Origin of the sequence: Bradyrhizobium iriomotense (genome assembly GCF_018129405.1) — a bacterium.
GTDB classification, from domain to species: Bacteria; Pseudomonadota; Alphaproteobacteria; order Rhizobiales; family Xanthobacteraceae; genus Bradyrhizobium; species Bradyrhizobium iriomotense_B.
This window is the reverse complement of record NZ_JAFCLP010000004.1, coordinates 61,091-81,897: the sequence shown is the minus strand read 5'-3', so window position 1 is coordinate 81,897 and position 20,807 is coordinate 61,091. Positions and strand designations below refer to the sequence as shown.

The window sequence follows — 20,807 nt, the reverse complement described above, 5'->3', positions numbered from 1 at the left end:
GTGCTTGGCATCTGCCGGGCCGGTGGCCCATAGTAGGCAAAGTCCAGTGAATCGCCGTTCAGCTCCGGCCTGTGGCCGGAACCGCCGAACGGCAAAAAGCCCCATGTTTTGGAGGAGTTATCCATGTCCGATGCCATCAAGGTCGGCTTCGTCCCGTTGTCTGCTGCCGCCCGTGGCATCCTGGTCGTGTTCTGCGACGACGGCCTGAAGCTCGGCCCGGCGACGGCCAAGGCGCTCGGAGCCGGTGCCGACCTCGTGAAGCGGGCGGCCTCCGCCGCCGGCTTCAAGGGTAAAAGCGGGGCTGCCCTGGACATCCTGGCGCCGGAGGGCGTGAAGGCCACCCGTCTGGTGGTGATCGGGGCCGGCAAGCCGGCGAGCCTGAAGGCGAGCGATTTCCTCAAATTCGGCGGCGTGGCGGCGAGCAAGCTCACGGCCGGTACCGCCGCCATGACCATCATGGCGGAATTGCCCGGCGGCGCCATGACCAGCGAGCAGGCGGTCGCGGTCGCCTCGGGCCTTCGCCTACGCGCCTACAAGTTCGATCGCTACAAGACCAAGAAGAAGGACGGCGAGGAGGGCGGCTCGCGCGCTGACATCTCGCTTGCGGTTGGCGACGCGACTGCTGCGAAGAAGGCGTTTGCCTCGGCCGGCCACGTCGTCGACGGAGTGGTCATCGCCCGCGACCTCGTCAACGAGCCGCCGAACGTGCTTTTCCCCGAGGAGTTCGCACGCCGCGCGGGTCAGCTCCGCAAGCTCGGCGTCAAGATCGAGGTGCTCGACGTCAAGGCGATGCAGAAGCTCGGCATGGGCGCGCTGCTCGGCGTCGGCCAGGGCTCGGCGCGGCCGAGCCGCACCGTGATCATGCGCTGGGACGGCGGGAAGAAGGGTGAGGCACCGGTCGCCTTCGTCGGCAAGGGCGTCTGCTTCGATACCGGCGGCATCTCGATCAAGCCGGCCGGCAGCATGGAGGACATGAAGGGCGACATGGGCGGGGCGGCCTGCGTCGTCGGCCTGATGCACGCGCTGGCGGCGCGCAAGGCCAAGGCCAACGTGGTCGGCGCCATCGGCCTCGTCGAGAACATGCCCGACGGCAATGCACAGCGGCCGGGCGACATCGTCACCTCGATGTCGGGCCAGACCATCGAGATCATCAACACCGACGCCGAAGGCCGCCTCGTGCTCGCCGACATGCTCTGGTACGTCGCCAAGAAGACCAAGCCGAAATTCATGGTGGATCTGGCGACGCTGACCGGTGCGATCGTGGTCGCGCTCGGCACCGAGCATGCCGGCATGTTCTCCAACAACGACGAGCTCGCCGAGCGCCTGCTCGCGGCCGGCATCGAGAGCGGAGAGAAGGTCTGGCGCCTGCCGCTCGGCCCCGAATACGACAAGCTGATCGATTCCCAGTTCGCCGACATGAAGAACACCGGCGGCCGCCACGGCGGCTCGATCACCGCCGCGCAGTTCCTGCAGCGCTTCGTCGACGGCACGCCCTGGGCGCATCTCGACATCGCCGGCACCGCCATGGGCGCGCCGAAGACCGACATCAACCAGAGCTGGGGAAGTGGCTATGGCGTCCGCCTGCTCGACCGCCTGGTCGCCGATCATTACGAGCGCAAGTGACCAAATGACCGAAGTGCTGTTCTACCATCTGCAAAACATGACGGTGGAGAACGTGTTGCCGCCGCTTCTCGAGAAATCGCTCGAGCGCGGCTGGCGCGTCGTCGTGCAGTCGACCTCGGAGGAACGCGCCGATGCGCTCGACGCGCATTTGTGGACCTATCGCGACGATTCCTTCCTGCCGCACGCGACCTGGCGGGTGAGCGATGCTGCCGATCAGCCGATCGTGCTGGCGATCGAGGAGGGCAATCCCAACGGCGCCAATGTCCGCTTCCTGGTCGACAGCGCCGCACTGCCGCAAGACGCTCAGGGCTATGAGCGCATGGTGCTGTTGTTCAACGGCGACGATCCGGATGCGCTCGCTTTGGCCCGCACCGCCTGGACGGATTGCAAGGCGCGGGGATTTGATGTCACCTATTGGCAGGCCGACGAACGGGGCAGGTGGCAGCGGCGGAATTAGCCGTCCACCGCAATTAATGATAATTTGCACTTTCCGGGCGATGCTGGCTTTGGCCACCTTCGTGCCGCAAAGTGATGTTGGGACAATCGCTTAGGGCTGGTCCTTCACGCGGGGAATTTAGTTTATCGTGCGACATCAAAAGCTTCCCGGCTCGCTCATAGTTGTGTTGGCCGCCGTAGCACCGCTGGTTGCGGGCTGCTCGGGGTCCGATCTGCTGTCGAAGGATGCCGAATGGTTCCAGAGGCCGGGTCGCCTCTTCATCAAGAACATCTCGATCGAATCGCCGCCGCTGACCCCCGACAAGCCGGTGGGCGCTGAGGATCTCGTCAGCGCCGACGGTGCCTGTCCCGGTATGACGCCGGCCCCCGGGCCGGCTGACGCCAATGCGTCGACGACGGCGCCCGCGCCGACGGGCGGCACGGTCGCGCTCGGCCACACCGAATGCGATGTGGTGCGCGGCATCGGCGCGCCCTCGACTGTCAATCTCTCCAATGACGCCGCCGGCCGTCGCGTCGCCGCCGTCACCTGGACGACCGGGCCGCGTGCCGGCATCTACACGTTCACTTCGGGCCGCCTGTCCTCGATCGAGGGCACGCCGGAGGCGCCGGTCATGCCGAAGGGGACCAAGCCGAAGCCGAAGAAGAAGGCGGCGACGTAAGGGCCGCGCGTCACGCGGCTTTTCGCCCTTTGATCGCGGTCGCCCAGGCGTGGACCGTAATCGCTCCCGTCGCGCTCGCCGGAAGTCTGTCTTGCAGCCGGCGCTGCAACTCGGCGCTCTCTGCATCCGACAGCTTTCCCACGACGCCGCTCGGACTGCTCACGACCATGGACAGCCAATAGTCGTCGAAGTTCACGAATGTCCGCTCGACGACAAGCTCGCGGGTTTCGACATCGCGGATGCCGAGCTCTGCCCAGAGTGCCTTGAGGGCTGCAAAACGCGAGACATCCGCGCTCGGCGGCCGCGCCGTCGACTGACCCATGGCATCCAGTTCCTCCCACAGCAGCTGCGTCGGCGTGCCGCCGCGCATGATGTCCCAGGTGTAGGACGCAACCATGCCGCCGGGCTTGGTCACGCGCACCAATTCGGCTGCCCCCCTTTTGGGGTCGGGCACGAAAAACAGCACCAGCGCCATGACAGCCGCGTCGAAGCGCGCATCGTCGTAGGGAAGCGCCAACGCATCGCCAACCGAAAGCGCGACCTGCTTCGCCGATATCCGGTGCCGTGCCGCTGCAATTTGCGCCTCGGACGGATCGATCGCGCTCACGTGCGAGGGAGCGGCGCCGGCGAGGATCATCTCCGTGAACGCGCCGTTTCCGCAGCCGACGTCGACCCACGACAGACCTGGTCCCAGCGCCAGCCAATCGAGGAAAAGTGCCCCGGCCGATCGGCTCCACGGGGCCATGAAGCGCTCGTAAGCCGCGCCGTCGGTGAACTTGATCGGTTCGGGTGTGGACATTCGAGATATCCCTTGATCGTTCCTCGTTTGCATATCGCTTGGGCTGGAAATCGCTTGGACTGAAAATGCCGATCGGTCTCGAGCGTGGAGCCGGATCATCCGCGATGCGCCGACGCAAATTCCGTCCAACTTAATCCCAAATGCGCGGAAGCAACACGGGCCATTTCGTCGGCAGGCGCGGACATTTCCCGAGCCATCGCTTCTCGGCTCCGCGTCGGACTCGGGACGGCCCTGCAGACACATCGCAACGGGATCGACCGCTCTTGATCTGGATCATGGAGCCCGGCCGGCCGCCAGTGCAGGCTAGGACAGCTCCCCGAAAGAAGGGGCTGCCGGCATGGCAAGAAATTTCAGAGGATCATCCAGGGGATCATTGACGTGAGCAACCTCGCAAAGATTGAACGCGATCCGAATTACCGGGAGCTCGTGCGCCGGCGTTCGTCGCTAGGCTGGCTGCTGTCGGCGATTATGCTTGTCATCTATTTCGGCTTCATCCTGCTGGTCGCCTACGCTCCCAAGTTTCTGGGAATACCACTGGGCAGCGGTGTGACGACGATCGGTATTCCGATCGGACTGTCCGTCATCGTGCTCGCCTTTGTGCTGACGGGCATCTACGTCCGTCGGGCGAATTCCAGCTACGACGTACTCATCCGCAAAATTGTCGAGGAGAACCGCTCGTGAAGAAATTCGCCTGGCTATCGGCAATTCTGCTCGCAAGCGTTCCCACCATCGCGCTCGCCGCCGGCGCCGTCGAGGGCGGCGCGAAGCAGGCGACCAACTGGGCGGCGATCGGCATGTTCGTCGGGTTCGTCGGCCTGACGCTCGTCATCACCTATTGGGCCGCCAAACGGACCGCGTCGGCTGCGGATTTCTACTCGGCCGGCGGCGGAATCACGGGCTTCCAGAACGGGCTTGCGATCGCGGGCGACTACATGTCGGCGGCGTCGTTCCTCGGCATATCGGGTCTCGTCTACACCTCGGGCTACGACGGCCTGATCTACTCGGTCGGCTGGCTCGTGGGATGGCCGATCGTCACCTTTCTGATCGCCGAGCAGTTGCGCAACCTCGGAAAGTTCACCTTTGCCGACGTCACCTCGTTTCGTCTCGGGCAGACCGAGATCCGTATCCTGGCGGCATGCGGCTCGCTGGTGACCGTTGCATTCTACCTCATCGCGCAGATGGTCGGGGCCGGCAAGCTGATCCAGCTGTTGTTCGGTCTCGATTACTGGATCGCAGTCGTCCTGGTCGGCGGCCTGATGATGATCTACGTGACGTTCGGCGGAATGAAAGCGACGACGTGGGTGCAGATCATCAAGGCGGTGCTGTTGCTCTCGGGGGCCACGTTCATGGCCGGAGCCGTCCTCTACAAGTTCGGGTTCAGCCCGGAAGCACTGTTCACCAAGGCAACCGAAGTGCATCCCAAGAAGCTCGCGATCATGGAGCCCGGCACCCTGATCTCCAATCCGCTCTCGGCTGTCTCGCTCGGCCTGGCGCTGATGTTCGGAACGGCGGGCCTGCCTCACATCCTGATGCGCTTCTTCACCGTGAAGGACGCCCAGGCTGCGCGCAAGTCGGTTTTCTACGCCACGGGTTTCATCGGCTACTTCTACATCCTGACCTTCATCATCGGCTTTGGCGCGATCACGCTGGTCTCGACCGACGCGATGTTTCTGGACGGGAGCATCCTCGAGAAGACCAAGAGCGGAATCGCGGCGATCAAGGGTGGCTCCAACATGGCGGCGATTCACCTCGCGAACGCCGTGGGCGGCAATCTGTTCCTTGGCTTCATTTCGGCCGTTGCCTTCGCCACGATCCTGGCCGTCGTATCCGGGCTGGCTCTGGCGGGGGCATCGTCCATCAGCCACGATCTCTACGGCATGGTGATCAAGGGCGGGAACGCGAATGAGCAGGACGAGATCCGCGTGTCGAAGATTGCGACACTGGTGCTTGGCGTGCTCGCGATCTTCCTCGGCATCGTGTTCGAGAACCAGAACGTCGCCTTCATGGTCGGCCTTGCTTTCGCCATCGCCGCCTCCTGCAATTTCCCCGTGCTGGTGATGTCGATCTTCTGGAAGGGCCTGACGACGCGGGGAGCCGTGGTCGGCGGCTTCCTTGGTCTGGTCAGCGCGGTCGTGGGCGTGGTGCTCTCGCCGGCGGTCTGGGAGGTGACGCTTGGCTTCGCCAAGGGCTCGGCTCCGATCAAGCTGGACAATCCGGCGCTGTTCTCGATGGCCATCGCGTTTGCGGGGATCTGGCTGGTCTCGATCCTGGATCGCAGCAAGCGTGCCGCGGTCGATCGCGATGGCTTCGATGCGCAATATGTCCGATCTCAGACCGGCATCGGAGCTGCTTCGGCGACGGCTCACTGAACGAGAGTCCAAGGACATCGCTTCGGCACCGGTCGGGTCAGTTGGCCCCGCCGGTGCGACTCGTTCGATGGCCAATCGTCTGGTCCTCAGGTCGTCCGCATCTTCGAAAGGTCGAAATGCCCAAGGCGTTCGATATCAGCAACCCGCCGTTCGATCGTTTGACGCCGAACGAGGCCGAGACGTTGCGGGCCGCGCTCGACATCGCCTACTTCAGTCCGGGAGAAGCGATCACCAGGCGGGACGCTCCGGCGGAGGCGCTTTATGTCGTGATCAAGGGCATCGTCGAGGAGCGGAGCGAGGTCGACCTGCTCGCATTGCTCGGCCCCAAGGACACGTTCGACAGTCGCGCGCTCGTTCACGATCATAACGGCCACCAGTTTTTCGCCCGCGACGAGACGCTCTGCTATGTGATCCCCAGGAAGGTCGCGCTCGATCTGATCAAGGCAAATCCGCGCTTTGCCGCGTTCTTCTACCGCGAGATATCCCAGAAACTGGACGAACTCGCCAACGATGAGGAGGCGCGACGCTACGGCTCGTTGATGCACGCCAAGGTCGGCGAATTGTTCCTGCATCCGCCGGTGTTTCTGGCGGCCAGCGACACGATCGAGACCGCCGGTCACCTGATGCGCGAGATCAACAGCAATGCGCTGTTCGTCCGGGACGGCGAGCGGATCGGCATCGTGACGGGCATGAATCTGTCCAAGGCGGTGGTGCTGAGGCGCCAGTCGATCCAGACCCCGGTGGGCACGCTCGCGAATTACGACATCGTGTCCTTGCGGCGCGACGATTTCGTCTCCTCGGCTCTCCTGCTGATGACGAAGCACAACAAGCGGCGGCTTGTCGTGCGCGATGATGAGGAATTCGTCGGAATTCTGGAGGAGATCGATCTGCTGGGATTCCTGGCGGGAAGCGCCCAGGTCACCGCCGGCCGCATCGATCGCGCCTCGAGCCGGCAGGACCTGGCCACCGCAGCGCGCGAGATCGAGACGCAGACGCGCGTGCTGCGGCGGCAGGGCGTCAAGGTGGAAGTCATTGCGGAGATCGTCTCCGATCTCAACCGGCGCCTCCTGTCCCGGCTGTTTGACATGGTCGCGCCGGCGAAGCTGCGCGCCGGCAGCTGTCTGATCGTGATGGGAAGCGAGGGACGGGGAGAGCAGACCGTACGGACCGACCAGGACAACGGCCTGATCCTGGCTGGCCCGGTGCAAGGTGAAATCCTGGAGGCGTTCCGTCACGAGTTCTTCGCTGCTCTCGAGAGCTTCGGCTTTCCTCCCTGTCCCGGCGAGATCATGGTGCGCAATCCGGCATGGTCCCGGCCGCTGTCCGAATATCTCGCAGATCTGCGCCGCTGGATCGTGCTTCCCAACCAGGCCGGGCACATGAATGTGGCCATCATCTACGATGCGCAGGCGATCGCCGGCGATCAGCAACTGCTGGATGACGCCAAGACGGCGCTGATCGATATGACCCGAGGTGAGCAGACGTTCATGGCCCATTTTGCCCGCGCGGTTGACGCGTTCGAGACGCCGATCGGCCTCTTCAACAATCTGATCACGTCCGAGGGCACGGGAGACGCGCTCGACCTCAAGAAAGGCGGCATCTTTCCGATCGTGCACGGCGTTCGCAGTCTGGCACTCGAACAGGGGCTGCGCGAGACCTCCACCGACAAGCGCATCTCCCGGCTATGTGAGCTCGGCGTGCTGCAGACGGACTTCGGACGCGACTTGAAACAGGCCTTCCGGTTCCTGCTGATGCTTCGGCTCGACGGGCAGCTGGCCGCGTCCGCCGGCGCATCGGGGACCCTGGTGCGACCGGCGCACCTGTCCAGCATGGAACGCCACCTGTTGCGTGATGCGCTCCAGGTGGTGAAGAAGTTTCGCGAGATCGTTGGTCATCATTTCAAGCTCGGCATGTTCTAGAATGCTGCCTCGCGCGATCAAGCGACTGTTGCACCAGGCAACCCTGAGTGACCAGTCCTACCGCTTCATGTTCGACCGCCCGCCTGACGACGAGTTTGTCGTCATTGATTGCGAGACCACCGGTCTGAACGTGCGAACGGACGACGTTGTCGCCATTGCTGCCATCAAGATCCGCGGCAATCGGATTTTGACCAGCACGCGTTTCGAAGCCATCATCCATCCTGACAGGGAGCTCGGGGCGGAGGCGATCAGAATTCACCGCTTGCGTCGGTCCGACGTCGAAGCTGCGCCGATCGTCTGGAAGGTGCTGCCGAGCTTTCTGCACTTCATCGGGCCGCGCCCGTTGATCGGCTACTATGTCGATTTCGACATCGCCATGCTGGACAAGTACATCCTGCCGCTGGTGGGAATTGAGTTGCCCAACGAACGCATCGAAGTGTCGCGACTTTACTACGACCGCAAATACGGCGACGCGCCTCCGAACACCTCGGTCGATCTGTCATTCGCCGCGATGCTCCGCGACCTCCGCATTCCGCCGCTCGGACAGCATGATGCCTTCAACGACGCATTGATGACCGCGATGATGTTCGTGCAGTTGCGCGACCTGACCGAGCGCGGCATACGCATCGCGCGCCAAACTACCAGCCCGGTCTTCAATCCGACCGGGGCATGACCGGTGCCAGAGTGCACGTCGTGAGCTTACAGCTCAGAGACCGCCGCCTTTCGCGATATGCCGCCAGAATGCCTCTGCCGCCTGGGGCAGAAAAAGGCTAAAGCGCGATGAGATCAGGATGAATCGTCATCACGCTTTAGGTTGTTGTTGCGCATGATCTCCGCGCAAACGCGTTCCGCGTTTGTCGCGAGGGAAAACCGCTTCGCACTTTTCCGGATCATGCTTTAGGCTACGCTCGCCAAAACGAGCTTTCGTGATGGCGGAGCGGCCGGGAATGCGCTCATATGGCGTGAGAAAAAACTGGAGGAAATCGTGCGGTTCATTACCCTCGTATCGGCTCTGCTCGTGTCGCTCGGCTCGGCTGTTGCCCAGGACTATCCGTCGCGGCCCATTACCGTGCTGGTGCCGTACGCCGCGGGCGGACCGACGGATACCATCGCGCGCCTGACCGCTGCGGCCATGGGGAAATCGCTCGGCCAGCAGATCATCGTCGAGAACGCGACCGGCGCCGGCGGCACGATTGGCACGACCCGCGCCGCGCGTGCCCAGCCGGACGGCTACACGCTGCTGGTCCATCACGTCGGCATTTCGACTGCGGCCACGCTGTACCGCAATCTGAGCTACGACACGAAGACGGCCTTTGCGCCGATCGGGCTTGTGACCAATGCGCCGATGACCATCATCGCGCGTCCGGATTTCCCGGCCGACACGCTCAAGGAACTGGTCGCCTACGCCCAGCAGCAGGGCGACAAGCTGACTTACGCCAATGCCGGGTTAGGTGCGGCATCGCATCTCTGCGGCATGCTGTTCATGACGGCGATCCAGAAGCAGCTCACCACGGTGCCCTACAAGGGCAACGGTCCGATCATGAACGATCTGCTCGGCAAGCAGATCGATCTCACCTGCGACCAGGCGACGAACACGACCGGCCCGATCACGGCCAAGCAGGTCAAGGCCTATGCGATCACCACCAAGGAGCGGCTGAAGAGCCTGCCTGATCTGCCGACCGCTGACGAGGCCGGCCTCAAGGGTTTCGAGCTCGGCGTCTGGCACGGTCTCTATGCTCCCAAGGGCACGCCGCCCGCGGTCGTTCAGAAGCTGACGGCGGCGCTTCAGGCCGCGCTGAGGGATCCTACGTTGATCGCCCGGTTCAACGACATCAACACCGAGCCGGTCCCGCAGGACAAGGCGACGCCGGAGGCGTTGGGCGCGATGCTGGCCAGCGAGGTCGATCGCTGGGCGCCGATCATCAAGGCGGCGGGGCAATATGCGGATTGAGTAAAGATCAAGCCGTTCAATAACTTGCGGCTTGGTGATTTATTACCTGTACTGTGCATGGGGTTGTTTTCGAGGTTTTGAATCTACCCCGCCGCCTCGTCGAACTGCGCGCTCGCCTCGAGCCATTGCTCCTCCGCGCGCGCCAGCGCGTCGGCGGCATTGGCGCGCGCTTTTGACAGCTGCGCGGCCTGCTTGGGATCGCGCGTAAAGATGTCGGGCAGGGCCAGCGCCGTGTCGATCTTGGCGATGATGTCGCCGACGCGGGCGATCTCGGCTTCGGCCTCGGCGATGCGCTTCTTCAGCGAGCCGCGATTGTCCGACTTCGGACGCTGCGGCTTTTCGCTCGGCGCACTGCGCTCGCGCGGCGCGGATTCCGCGTTGCGGGCCGACAGCACCAGGCGGCGGTATTCGTCGAGGTCGCCGTCGTAATCGGTGACGGTGCGGTCGGCGACGATCCAGAGCCGCTCGGCGCAGGCCTCGATCAGATAGCGATCGTGCGAGACCATGATCACGGCGCCGGGGAATTCGTTGATCGCCTCCGCAAGCGCGCCGCGGCTGTCGATGTCGAGATGGTTGGTCGGCTCGTCCAGGATGATCATGTTGGGGCCGAAGAAGGTCGCAAGGCCCAGGAGGAGCCGCGCCTTCTCGCCGCCCGAGAGCTTGCCGGCCTTGGTGTCGGCAGCCTTGCCGGAGAAGCCGATCGCGCCGGCGCGGGCGCGGACCTTGGCTTCGGGCGCATCGCCCATCAGCTTGCGGACGTGGTCGTAGGCGGAGGCGTCCTCGTTGAGCTCGTCGAGCTGGTGCTGCGCGAAATAGGCGATCGACAGCTTGTCGGCGCGCGTGACCTTGCCGGAGAACGGCGCAAGCCGTCCGGCGAGCAGTTTTACAAGTGTCGACTTGCCGTTGCCGTTGGCCCCCAGCAGCGCGATGCGGTCGTCATTGTCGATACGCAAGGTGACGCGGCCGAGCACCGGGCTCGCCGGATCGTAGCCGACCGAAGCGTTGTCGACGGCGATGATCGGCGGCGACAGGATCTTCTCCGGCGCGGGAAAGCTGATCTCGCGCACGTCCTCGGTGACCAGCGCCGTGATCGGCTTCAGCCGCTCCAGCATCTTCACGCGGGATTGCGCCTGGCGGGCCTTCGAGGCCTTGGCCTTGAAGCGGTCGACGAAGGCCTGCAGGCGGGCGCGCTCGGCCTCCTGGCGCTTGACCGCTTTGGCGTCGAGCAGCTCGCGCGCGGCGCGCTGCTCCTCGAAGGAGGAGTAGGTGCCCTTGTAGAGCGTGAGCTTGCCGCGCTCCAGATGCAGGATCTGGTCGACCGAGCTTTCCAGGAGGTCGCGGTCGTGGCTGATCACGATCACCGTGCGCGGATAATGCGCGAGGTGATCCTCGAGCCACAGCGTGCCTTCGAGGTCGAGATAGTTGGTGGGCTCGTCGAGCAGCAGCAGATCGGGGGCGGCGAACAGCGTCGCGGCGAGCGCGACGCGCATGCGCCAGCCGCCGGAGAACTCGGCGCAGGGACGCAGCTGGTCGGCGGCGGAAAAGCCGAGGCCGGAGAGAATCGCCGCCGCGCGGCTAGGTGCCGAATGCGCGTCGATGTCGACGAGCCGGGTCTGGATCTCCGCGATCCGGTGCGGATCGGTCGCGTGCTCGGCCTCCGCGAGCAGCGCGTCGCGTTCGAGGTCGGCCTTCAGCACGACCGTGATCAGGCTTTCGGGGCCGTTCGGGGCCTCCTGCGCCAGGCTGCCGACGCGCCAGCGCGGCGGCAGGGTCACTGTGCCGTGCTCGGCGGCCACCTCACCCCGGATCACCTTGAACAGGGTCGACTTGCCGGTGCCGTTGCGCCCGACCAGGCCGACACGCGATCCGGGCGTGATCTGCACGGAACTCTGGTCAATCAAAAGGCGTCCGGCGAGGCGGATGGAGAGGTCGGTGATGGCAAGCATGCGGCCTTGTCACCGCAAGGCGCGCCGAACGCAACTCGTTTTTCCGTCAGATTATTGCTTGAGCATGATCTTTCCGGAAAACCGCTTCGCACTTTTCCGGATCATGCTCAGTGCGTCTCGCGCTCGAGCCGCTTCAGCTCGTTCAGGAGCTGCTCGAGATGTGTGGGCAAGCGGGGGTCGGGCCTCAGGCTCTGCTGGAGCCGTTCGCCCACGGCATCGCAGATCGCGCGGCTGGTGCGCCGATCGATCTGTTCGCTGTCATTGGCGAGACGGCCGGTCATGACGGGTTCCATGTTGCAGAGTAACGACACGGTACCAAGTCATTGACCCCCCAAATGGTTTCGCCATCCTCGGGGGATGTCCGGCGTTCTAGCAAAAATTGTATGAATTCGCCGTGCCTGCCCAAAAACGAGGCCCCGGCGGGGGGGATCACCGGGGCCTCTCTGGGGGGTACCTGGGGGGCTTAGGTACCTTTGGAAGGTGCTTTAAGAAGGTGCTGTCGGGCTCAGTAGCAGCGGTTGATCAGCCGCCAGCGGGGTCCCCAGGGGGTCGGGACCAGCCGGCGCACATAGCAGCCGCCATAGCCGTAGGAGACGGGGGCATAGAAGCGCGGGCCACCCCAGCCGTAGCCGTGGTGCCAGCCGCCGCCGTGCCAGCCCCAGCCGCCGCCATGCCAGTGCGCGGAGGCCGAGGTCGGTGCCAGTGCGGCACCCAGCGCGACCGCGGCAACGGCGGCAAGCGAAAGTTTCCTCAACATGGTGATCTCCTCAAAACTGCCGGCGCGGGGCTATCGCGTCGATGGAAAGGCCGCCGAAACGTTCCGCCTGTCGATCAGGTTTCGGTTTCGATAGGCCCGACCTTACGCCGGCGAGGCTGAACCAAACCCTGAATGGCGGCTTCAGATTCGGTTCATCTGGGTGAAATCGCGGTAATCCATCCCTAAATTCGGCTGGGCAGCCCTGCGGCGAAGCGCCCGTGAGAGGGGTTCGGCGGTCGCTTGCCGTCCGGCAAAGGCGCCGATATAAGCCCCGCAACTCCGAACCATCGCTTTCTTCCCAAGGACAAGATTATGGCCATCGAACGCACTTTCTCGATCATCAAGCCCGACGCGACCGCGCGTAACCTGACCGGTGCGGTCAACGCCGTGATCGAGAAGGCGGGCCTGCGCATCGTCGCGCAGAAGCGCATCCGCATGACCAAGGAACAGGCCGAGACCTTCTATGCCGTCCACAAGGCCCGCCCGTTCTTCGGCGAGCTCGTCGAGTTCATGACCTCGGGCCCGGTCGTCGTCCAGGTCCTGGAAGCCGAGAACGCCATCGCCAAGTATCGCGACGCCATGGGCGCGACCGATCCGTCCAAGGCGGCCGAGGGCACCATCCGCAAGCTCTACGCAAAGTCGATCGGCGAGAATTCCGCACACGGCTCGGATGCGCCGGAGACCGCCGCGATCGAGATCGCGCAGTTCTTCTCGGGCAACGAGATCGTCGGCTGATCGATCAGCTGATAAAGTTTAAGACGACGGGGCGAAAGGACCTATTGTGAGCTGGCTCTGGCAGATCTTCGATCCCGCTACGATCGGGGCATTCTTCACCCAGTTCCGCAATGAGATGGCCGAACCGACCTTCTGGATTGCGGTCGGCAAGATCATCTGGATCAACATCCTTTTGTCCGGCGACAACGCGCTGGTGATTGCGCTTGCCTGCCGCGGCCTCAAGCCGCGGCACCGGTTGTGGGGCATGATCTTCGGTGCCGGCGCGGCGGTGATGCTGCGGATCATCTTCACCGGCATCGTCGCGAGCCTGATGGAGCTGCCGTATCTCAAGCTCGTCGGCGGTCTCGCGCTGATCGTGATCGCGGCCAAGCTGCTGGTGCCGGAAAACGAGGACGAGGACGACGTCGAGTCCGCCTCGCATCTGTGGCAGGCGGTGCAGATCGTCGTCGTTGCCGACATCGTCATGAGCCTCGACAACGTCATTGCGGTCGCGGCTGCGGCCAATGGCAGCGTGCCGCTGCTGATCCTCGGCCTTGCCATCAGCGTTCCGCTGATCGTCGCCGGCGCGGCGCTGATCATGGCGCTGCTCGCAAAGCTGCCGGTGCTGGTGTGGGCTGGTGCTGCGCTGCTCGGCTGGATCGCGGGCGAGGTGATCGCGACCGATCCCGGCGTCGCCCCGAGGCTGCACACGCTGTTCGACGGCCCGCTCGGCGCCTCGCTGGATTCGATCCTCGGCACGTTCCGCATCCCGCCGCAATTCGCCCATGGCGGGGCAGGCGGCGAATATCTCTGCGCAGCGCTCGGCGTCGTCGTCGTGCTGGTCGTCGGCACCATCTGGCGCCGGCGCAGCCTGAGCGCGGCGGCGCTGGAGTCCTCCGAGCAGCACGCCAAGGCTTCGGCGGAATAGGCAGGTTCAATCGATCCTGCCGAATTCCGTAACCGGCGTCGCCCAATAGACGAGCCTGGTTCCGGCGAACGAGATCCGCAGAGCTTCGAGCAAGCGGCTGGCATCGCTCCTCGCCAGGACAACCTGCACGATGGCTTGGTCGGCATGGCCCTTCACCCGCTCGGCGGCGGTGTGCAGTCGGACGTCGGCACCGTGGCCGGTGCCGTGCGATGCCGAGAATCCCGAAATCAGGTCGGCCTGCTCGGTGAGATAGTCGAACACCTCGTCGCGGAGCTGGCGCGGCACGATCAGCGTGAGGCAGACCGGCTGCTCGGTCATTTAGTCACCTTCGGTGATCCGCCATAGCGGCGATACAGGATGGGCAGGAGAATCAGGGTGAGCACGGTGGAGGACACGAGTCCTCCGATCACGACGACGGCGAGCGGGCGCTGAACTTCGGACCCGGGGCCCGAGGCGAACAGCAGCGGGATCAAGCCAAGCGCGGTGATACTCGCGGTCATCAGCACCGGCCGAAGCCTGCGCATGGCGCCTTCGACGACGATACGATCTTCGCTAAGGCCATGGGCGCGGAGCTGATTGAAGTAAGAGACGAGAACGACGCCGTTGAGGACGGCGATGCCGAGCAGCGCGATGAATCCAACCGACGCCGGCACCGACAGATACTCGCCCGTAAGGACCAGCGCGAAGACGCCCCCGATCAGGGCAAAGGGAATGTTGACGAGCACCAGCAGGGCCTGCCGGATGGCGCCGAACGTGGTGAAGAGCAGCACGAAGATCAGGCCGATTGCGACGGGCACAACGACGGACAGGCGCGTGGCGGCACGTTGCTGGTTCTCGAACTGCCCGCCCCAGGTCAACCGGTAGCCTTCGGGAAGCGGGAGTCCGGCCATGACCTTCTGGCGGGCCGCTTCGACGAAGCCGACCATGTCGCGGCCCCGGACATTAGCGCGCACCACGCTCATTCGTGCGCCGTCTTCGCGATCGATTTTCACAGGCCCGTCCACGCGCTGGATTCGGGCGACCTGCGACAGGGCTACGTGCTGCCCGGAAGCGAGCGTCAGCGGCAGGCTCGCCAACAGCGTCGGCGCCTCCCGTGTCGTGTTGCTGCCCCGAACGAGAATCGGTGTGCGGCGTCCTTCCTCGAGCGCGGTCCCGATCGTGCGGCCCTCGATCTGCGTGCGGAGCGAGTTCGCGATGGAGTCCACCGTCAGGCCGAGGCGGCCGGCCTCCATCCGGTTGACGGCAACCGTGTAATATTGCGCGCCTTCGTTGAGGGTGGTGTAGACGTCCTCGGCCCCGTCGATGCTCGATAGGATGGCCGACAGCCGGGCGGCGGTTTCGTTCAGCTTGGCGACGTCGGGACCGAAAATCTTGACGGCGACGTCGCCACGAACGCCGCTGATCATCTCCTGCACGCGCATGTCGATGGGTTGGGTGAAGCTGAGCGAAATACCGGGAAAGCCGGCCAGGACCTCGCGAAGGGTCTGCAGCAGGGCCTCGCGATTCTCTGTCTGTCGCTCGGCGGCTGGCTTGAGCACGAGGAACGTGTCGGTCTGGTTGGGGCCCATGGGATCGAGGCCGAGCTCGTCCGACCCGGTCCGCGCGACGATGCCGGCGATGTCAGGCACGGCCAGCAGCGCTGCCTGGAGCCTCGCATTCATGGCAAGCGACTCGTCGAGGTTGACGGACGGAAGCGTCTCGACGCTGACGATGACGTCGCCTTCGTCCATCGTCGGCATGAACGTCTTGCCGAGCTTCGTATAGGCGAAGCCCGCAGCGAGCAGGCCGATCAGCGCCGCAGCCATCACCTTGCGCTCGTTGTTCAAGGCCCAGTCTAATGCAGGCGCGTAGACCCGTTGTGCCGCGCGCACTAGCAGGGGATCGTGATGGGACTCAGACGTGAGCACGTAGGACGTTGCGACCGGGATCACCGTGAGCGCCAGCAGCAGCGAGCCGGCCAGCGCGAAAATGATTGCCAGCGCGACGGGGATGAAAAGCTTGCCCTCCAATCCCTGCAGCGTCAGCAGGGGGACGAACACGATGATGATGATGAGGACGCCCGATGCGACCGGCTCCAGGACCTCGCAAACCGAACGATACACCAGATGGATCAGCGGAAGCGCCTTGCTCGATTCGTGCTTGCTCAGGTTGCCGACGATGTTCTCGACCACGACAACCAGTGCGTCGATCAGCATGCCGATTGCGATCGCAAGTCCGCCGAGACTCATCAGGTTGGCCGACATTCCCACTAGCCGCATCACGATCAGTGCGATGACGATGGCGAGCGGCAGGCTGAGAGCGATCACCAGCGAGGCCCGCCAGTTGCCGAGGAAGAGCAGCAGAAGAACGATGACGAGGACGGTGGCCTCGCCGAGCGCTCGCACCACGGTGCCGACGGCGCGGTTGACCAGGCGGCTGCGGTCATAGAACACGTTGATCGAAACGCTCTTCGGCAGCGAAGATTGCAGCTCGGCAATCCGGGCACGCACGTCGCGGACGAGCTGGCCCGCATTGGCGCCGCGCAAGCCGAGCACGAGCCCCTCGACGGTTTCGCCGCGGCCGTCCGACGTCACTGCACCATAGCGGGTCAGCGTTCCGACTTTGACGCTCGCGACGTCGTTGACCAGGATCGGCACGCCCTCGCGGGTGTCGACGACGATGGCCTTGATGTCTTCGATCGAGCGTATGCTGCCTTCGATCCGAACCAGGGCGCTGTCCTCGCCCTGGTTTACCCGTCCGGCGCCGTCATTGCGGCTGTTGGCTTCGATGGCCCGGCGAAACAGGTCGTAGGAAATGCCGCGAGCGGCAAGTGCATCGTTGCGTGGCACGATCTCGAAGGCGCGCACGTAACCGCCGAGCGCATTGACGTCCGCAACGCCGGCGACCGTGCGCAGGGCAGGACGGATCACCCAATCGAGGAGGGTTCGGCGCTCGGCGAGCGAAAGCTCGGGACTGTCGATCGTGAACATGAACATTTCGCCGAGAGGGCTTGTGATCGGCGCCAGACCGCCGCTCACCCCGTCCGGGAAATCGCGCGAGATGTTCGATAGTCGCTCCGAGACCTGGTTACGCGCCCAGTAGATGTCAGTTCCGTCTTCGAAGTCCACGGTGATATCGGCCAGCGCGTATTTCGTGGTTGAACGGAGGATTTTCTTGTTTGGCAATCCGAGCAGCTCGAGCTCGACCGGCACCGTGATGCGCTGCTCGACTTCTTCGGGAGTGAGGCCCGGCGCCTTCATGATGATCTTCACCTGCACCGGCGAGACGTCAGGAAACGCGTCGATTGGCAGGCCGGGCAGGAGGACTGCGCCCGCCCCGATCAACAACAGCACGCCCAGCATGACGAACAGTCGCTGGGAAAGAGCGAACGCAACCAGGCGCCGGAGCATCTATTGCCCCAGCCCCGAGAGAATGCCGCGAAGCGCCGAGATGCCGCCAATCGCGATCTCGTCCTGGTCTGTGACGGGACCCGACACGACGACGTGGTCCTGATCCTCGGCGAGGAGCTTGACCGCTACCAGCCGGAAGCCGCCGTCGACGGCGACGAAGACCGAAGTCTGTTCGCCCCTCCGCACCAGCCCGCTGTAAGGAATCTCCCAGGCGCTTTCGCCGGCGGAGAGAAAGCCGATGCGGGCGGCGGTCGTCTGACCGGGATGCAGCCCTCCGTCGTTGGGGACTTCTGCGCGAACCAGAATGGTCTGGGTAGCAGGGTCGATCGTCTCGGAAACCAGCACGACCTTGCCGGGCGTGGAATAGCCTTCGATCTCCACTTTCGCACCGGGACGGATCGCCCGGATATTGTCCGCAGGAACCGCGATTTCGGCCCATAGCGGGGAGAGCCTCGCCAGTTTGACGAGCGGCGCGGATTGTTCAAGCCGCTGCCCCGGCGATACCGTGATATCAACCACGGATGCGGTTTGCGGCGCATTGACCGTGAGCGTTGCGCTGATCGCAGCTTCCTGGGCCAGCCGCGTAATCGCCCCGTCCGACATCCCGCTCAGATGCAGCATCTGTCGCCGTTCGGCGACCACGAGAGTGGCCTGGCGCGCTTCGGCCTGGCTCGCCTCCAGCACGCGCTGGGGCACGGCCTTGCCCTCGAACAGATCGATATTCCGCTTGAGCTGCTGGCTGGCGAGAAGCTCCTGTGCGATCGCGTGCAGGAAGTCGCGCTGCTGGGAGACGAAACTCGGACTTTCCAGGATGACCAGCGGCTGGCCGGCCGAGGTGCGGTCACCGCGCCCGACCAGGAGATTGGCGACCATGCCGGGCACCGGCGCGCTGACGACCCACAATTGCGGCGTGGGGATCACGATCTGGACGGGGTAGGGCAGCGTCAGGTCGGTCCGACTCGCGATCGGACGGGTGACGCGCACGCCGAGATTCCGGGCCTGCGCATCGCTCAGCTTCAATTCATCCTGCGCGTTCGGCGTCGAAGGCCAAAAACTCAATGCGAGCGCAAGGAGCACACAGGCAGCCACGTTCCGAGCGCTGCTCGGAAGAAATGTCCCACGGTGGAATTGCATGGCGGCAATCGCTCGAAGCCTCGCGTCTTTATCTCTCTTAAGGCCGGTGCGACTCGGGTGAGTTGATGTGCATCAAGCTCGCCTCGCCTGTGGAGCGTACATTTGAATCTAGCGTCGATCCGGATGCGGGCTCAGGAGCAAAGCCGTGAAATTTCGCAAACCCGCTACCGCGCTGCTAAGCGGTGTCATTGCGTTGCTTGCTCTTGCGCAGCCGGCGCTTCCCCATAGCGGAATGGCGCAAGACCCCTGGAGCCCTGCGCACCTTGACATGCTCCCGGCCGAGATCCGCGCAGACGTGCGGAAATGGGACGCTGCCTGCGGAGGCTCAATAGCTGCCGCTCAACATTTTGCTCTCTATCTGACCGTGCCAGGCGCCGAGTTCGTGGCTCTGCATTTCGACGATTTTCGCTGCCGCGGCGGCGCCGTTCTCTGCAATTCCGCGGGCTGCCTGCACCAGGTGTATGTCGCGACGGCCGGCCGATACCGTCGGGTGCTCGCCGTGCACGCCTACGACGTCCGGCTATCGTCTGCCAACGGTCAGGCTTTCGTCGAACTCATGGGTGAGGATGGAAACCGCCGGACGTTACGCTGGAATGGGAGCCGCTTCGTCGCGAAGTAGATGTCGGTGCGCAACGTCGGCACCTGATCTCGTCGTGCCTCACCGCCTCACGATCGAGCCGGCGCGGCCAACCAGGCGGGCGAGTTGCTTGAAGCGGCTGCCGACACGGTCGGCGACGAGGTCGACGAGCCGGTGCTCGAACACCAGCATCAATTTGCGGCCCTGGGTGCGGAAATGCGTGGCGGGCAGGACGCCCGGTCGTGCCGCCGAGATCAGATGCGCGACACGGAATGCCGCGCCGAGCAGGCGGGCGCGTTCGAGCTGCGCCGGCGTCAGCAGCTCCTGCATGGTGACCGGCGGCTGGTTTTCCTCGCTGAGGCCAGCATAGCGATAGAACACGGACAGGCCGACGAAGGCGCGCTCGGTGTGGGTGATCGCGCCGAAATTGCCGTTGACGACGAGGCTCAGCGTCTGCTCGCCGCGATGGTCTGGATGCACGCGCCAGCCGATGTCGGAGAGCAGGCACGCGGTGTGGCGCAGGCGGCGGTCCTCCTCGGTCTCGCGCAGCCTCACGACGCGCGCGAGGCGGTCGGTCCAGGCGATCAGCTCTCGGGCGTGCTTGGCCGAGCGTGACAGCAGCTGGTTGAGCTCCTCGGCTGCGCAGATCAACCCGTCCTTGTTGCGCTCGGACTCCGGCAGTTTCTCGTGCAGCAGGCCCTCGCGCACGCCGAAGGTCGAGAACACGATGTTCCTGGGCTTTGCGACGCGGATGATGTGCTCGAGCACCAGCGCCGCATAGGTGAGGAGAGGACGGCGCGCATCGGCGACGATCTCGATGTCGGCGAGCATGTCGGCGGCCGCAAGCCGCCGCAGGCGGCGCGAGAAGTCGAGCGCCTCAGTCGCGGAAATGGAATAGCCGTGCATCACCTGGAGCGGATAGCCGCTCTGGATGATGTGGATGCGCGCGAGCGCGCGCCAGGTGCCGCCGACGGCGTAGAAGGTGCGGCCGCGACCGGCAGTGAGCAACTGCACCTCGTCGATCTCCTCGCGCACGATGCGGTCGGCGCGCTTGAGCGATTTGTGCGCGAGGTCCTGCAGCGCAAGGCCGCCGAGCGGCAGCGTGACGCCGCTGCGCACGCTGTTCCGGCGCACGTCGATCAGTTCGAGCGAGCCGCCGCCGAGGTCGCCGACGATGCCGTCGGGATGGTGGATGCCGGAGATGACGCCGAGCGCCGACAGCCGCGCCTCGCGCGGTCCGGACAGGATCTCGATCTTGACGGCGCAGATGCGCTCGGCTTTCGCGATGAAGTCGGGGCCGTTGGAGGCGTCGCGGCACGCCGCGGTCGCGATCGCGAACACGCGCCCGACCTGCATCACCCGGCACAGCGCACGGAAGCGCTTGAGCGAGGTCAGCGCCTTGTCGACGGCATCGGGCGCGAGCAGGCCCGTGCTCTGTACCTCGCGCCCGAGGCCGCACAGCGTCTTCTCGTTGAAGATCGGAATGAGGCTCCGCGCCAGCGCCTCGTAGACGACGAGACGGACCGAGTTGGAGCCGATGTCGATGACTGCGACGGTGGCGCCGCGCTTGCGCGGCCGCGTCACGT

Annotated in this window: 19 protein-coding genes; 11 read left to right on the top strand and 8 right to left on the bottom strand. The window is 64.7% G+C overall.

Translation table 11 applies throughout. The features are described from left to right. The first annotated feature begins 123 nt into the window (after positions 1-123). The 3 genes from JQ592_RS11785 (at position 124) to JQ592_RS11775 (ending at position 2,738) form a co-directional block, all read left to right on the top strand. Positions 124-1,623, top strand: coding sequence for a leucyl aminopeptidase (locus JQ592_RS11785; protein WP_211403026.1), 1,500 nt, complete (start codon positions 124-126; stop codon positions 1,621-1,623). Positions 1,624-1,627: 4 nt separating this feature from the next. Next, positions 1,628-2,080 (top strand): DNA polymerase III subunit chi, encoded by a 453-nt coding sequence (locus JQ592_RS11780; RefSeq protein WP_211403025.1) that lies wholly within the window; start codon positions 1,628-1,630, stop codon positions 2,078-2,080. A 166-nt stretch (positions 2,081-2,246) separates the two neighbouring features. After that, the gene (locus JQ592_RS11775; protein ID WP_211403024.1) at positions 2,247-2,738 is read left to right on the top strand and encodes a hypothetical protein; all 492 of its coding nucleotides are present in this window, start codon (positions 2,247-2,249) and stop codon (positions 2,736-2,738) included. Between the two features lie 10 nt (positions 2,739-2,748). Here JQ592_RS11775 and JQ592_RS11770 read toward each other — a convergent pair whose 3' ends face one another. Further along, positions 2,749-3,483, bottom strand: a complete 735-nt coding sequence (locus tag JQ592_RS11770) for a class I SAM-dependent methyltransferase (protein ID WP_246820371.1) — start codon at positions 3,481-3,483, stop codon at positions 2,749-2,751. Between the two features lie 432 nt (positions 3,484-3,915). Between JQ592_RS11770 and JQ592_RS11765 the strand changes: the two genes are divergently transcribed. The 5 genes from JQ592_RS11765 (at position 3,916) to JQ592_RS11745 (ending at position 9,776) form a co-directional block, all read left to right on the top strand. Then, positions 3,916-4,218, top strand: coding sequence for a DUF485 domain-containing protein (locus tag JQ592_RS11765; protein ID WP_211403023.1), 303 nt, complete (start codon positions 3,916-3,918; stop codon positions 4,216-4,218). Further along, entirely contained in the window at positions 4,215-5,906 is a 1,692-nt protein-coding gene (locus JQ592_RS11760; protein ID WP_211403022.1) for a cation acetate symporter, read from the top strand. Before JQ592_RS11765 ends, JQ592_RS11760 begins: the two co-directional genes overlap by 4 nt. 116 nt (positions 5,907-6,022) lie before the next feature. Then, entirely contained in the window at positions 6,023-7,825 is a 1,803-nt protein-coding gene (locus tag JQ592_RS11755; RefSeq protein WP_211403021.1) for a putative nucleotidyltransferase substrate binding domain-containing protein, read from the top strand. Position 7,826: 1 nt separating this feature from the next. Then, on the top strand, positions 7,827-8,498 hold the full coding sequence (locus JQ592_RS11750) for a 3'-5' exonuclease (RefSeq protein WP_211403020.1): 672 nt from the start codon (positions 7,827-7,829) through the stop codon (positions 8,496-8,498). Positions 8,499-8,810: 312 nt separating this feature from the next. Continuing rightward, positions 8,811-9,776: a tripartite tricarboxylate transporter substrate-binding protein gene (locus tag JQ592_RS11745; RefSeq protein ID WP_211403019.1), complete on the top strand. Its 966-nt coding sequence runs from the start codon at positions 8,811-8,813 to the stop codon at positions 9,774-9,776. Positions 9,777-9,859: 83 nt separating this feature from the next. On the opposite strand, the gene JQ592_RS11740 is transcribed toward JQ592_RS11745, so the two are convergent. The 3 genes from JQ592_RS11740 to JQ592_RS11730 form a co-directional block, all read right to left on the bottom strand. Further along, the gene (locus tag JQ592_RS11740) at positions 9,860-11,722 is read right to left on the bottom strand and encodes an ABC-F family ATP-binding cassette domain-containing protein (protein WP_211403018.1); all 1,863 of its coding nucleotides are present in this window, start codon (positions 11,720-11,722) and stop codon (positions 9,860-9,862) included. Positions 11,723-11,829: 107 nt separating this feature from the next. Next, complete coding sequence (locus JQ592_RS11735; RefSeq protein WP_211403017.1) at positions 11,830-12,003, bottom strand: hypothetical protein; 174 nt, start codon at positions 12,001-12,003, stop codon at positions 11,830-11,832. Positions 12,004-12,227: 224 nt separating this feature from the next. After that, positions 12,228-12,479, bottom strand: coding sequence for a hypothetical protein (locus tag JQ592_RS11730; protein ID WP_027576269.1), 252 nt, complete (start codon positions 12,477-12,479; stop codon positions 12,228-12,230). Positions 12,480-12,791: 312 nt separating this feature from the next. Here JQ592_RS11730 and ndk point away from each other — a divergent pair, with 312 nt between their 5' ends. Together ndk and JQ592_RS11720 are read left to right on the top strand one after the other, a co-directional pair. Beyond that, positions 12,792-13,214: a nucleoside-diphosphate kinase gene (gene ndk, locus JQ592_RS11725; RefSeq protein WP_018645406.1), complete on the top strand. Its 423-nt coding sequence runs from the start codon at positions 12,792-12,794 to the stop codon at positions 13,212-13,214. Between the two features lie 46 nt (positions 13,215-13,260). Beyond that, on the top strand, positions 13,261-14,121 hold the full coding sequence (locus JQ592_RS11720; protein WP_211403016.1) for a TerC family protein: 861 nt from the start codon (positions 13,261-13,263) through the stop codon (positions 14,119-14,121). Positions 14,122-14,127: 6 nt separating this feature from the next. Here JQ592_RS11720 and JQ592_RS11715 read toward each other — a convergent pair whose 3' ends face one another. From JQ592_RS11715 to JQ592_RS11705, 3 genes are read right to left on the bottom strand one after another with little or no spacing between them, the layout of a single operon-like run. Then, on the bottom strand, positions 14,128-14,439 hold the full coding sequence (locus JQ592_RS11715) for a DUF3240 family protein (protein ID WP_211403015.1): 312 nt from the start codon (positions 14,437-14,439) through the stop codon (positions 14,128-14,130). Further along, positions 14,436-17,510, bottom strand: coding sequence for an efflux RND transporter permease subunit (locus JQ592_RS11710; RefSeq protein WP_211403014.1), 3,075 nt, complete (start codon positions 17,508-17,510; stop codon positions 14,436-14,438). Before JQ592_RS11710 ends, JQ592_RS11715 begins: the two co-directional genes overlap by 4 nt. Then, entirely contained in the window at positions 17,511-18,644 is a 1,134-nt protein-coding gene (locus JQ592_RS11705) for an efflux RND transporter periplasmic adaptor subunit (protein WP_211403013.1), read from the bottom strand. It lies immediately after the preceding gene. A 145-nt stretch (positions 18,645-18,789) separates the two neighbouring features. Between JQ592_RS11705 and JQ592_RS11700 the strand changes: the two genes are divergently transcribed. Beyond that, positions 18,790-19,263 (top strand): hypothetical protein, encoded by a 474-nt coding sequence (locus JQ592_RS11700; RefSeq protein ID WP_211403012.1) that lies wholly within the window; start codon positions 18,790-18,792, stop codon positions 19,261-19,263. Positions 19,264-19,302: 39 nt separating this feature from the next. Here JQ592_RS11700 and ppx read toward each other — a convergent pair whose 3' ends face one another. Next, positions 19,303-20,805, bottom strand: coding sequence for an exopolyphosphatase (gene ppx / locus JQ592_RS11695; RefSeq protein ID WP_211403011.1), 1,503 nt, complete (start codon positions 20,803-20,805; stop codon positions 19,303-19,305). Positions 20,806-20,807 lie beyond the last annotated feature (2 nt).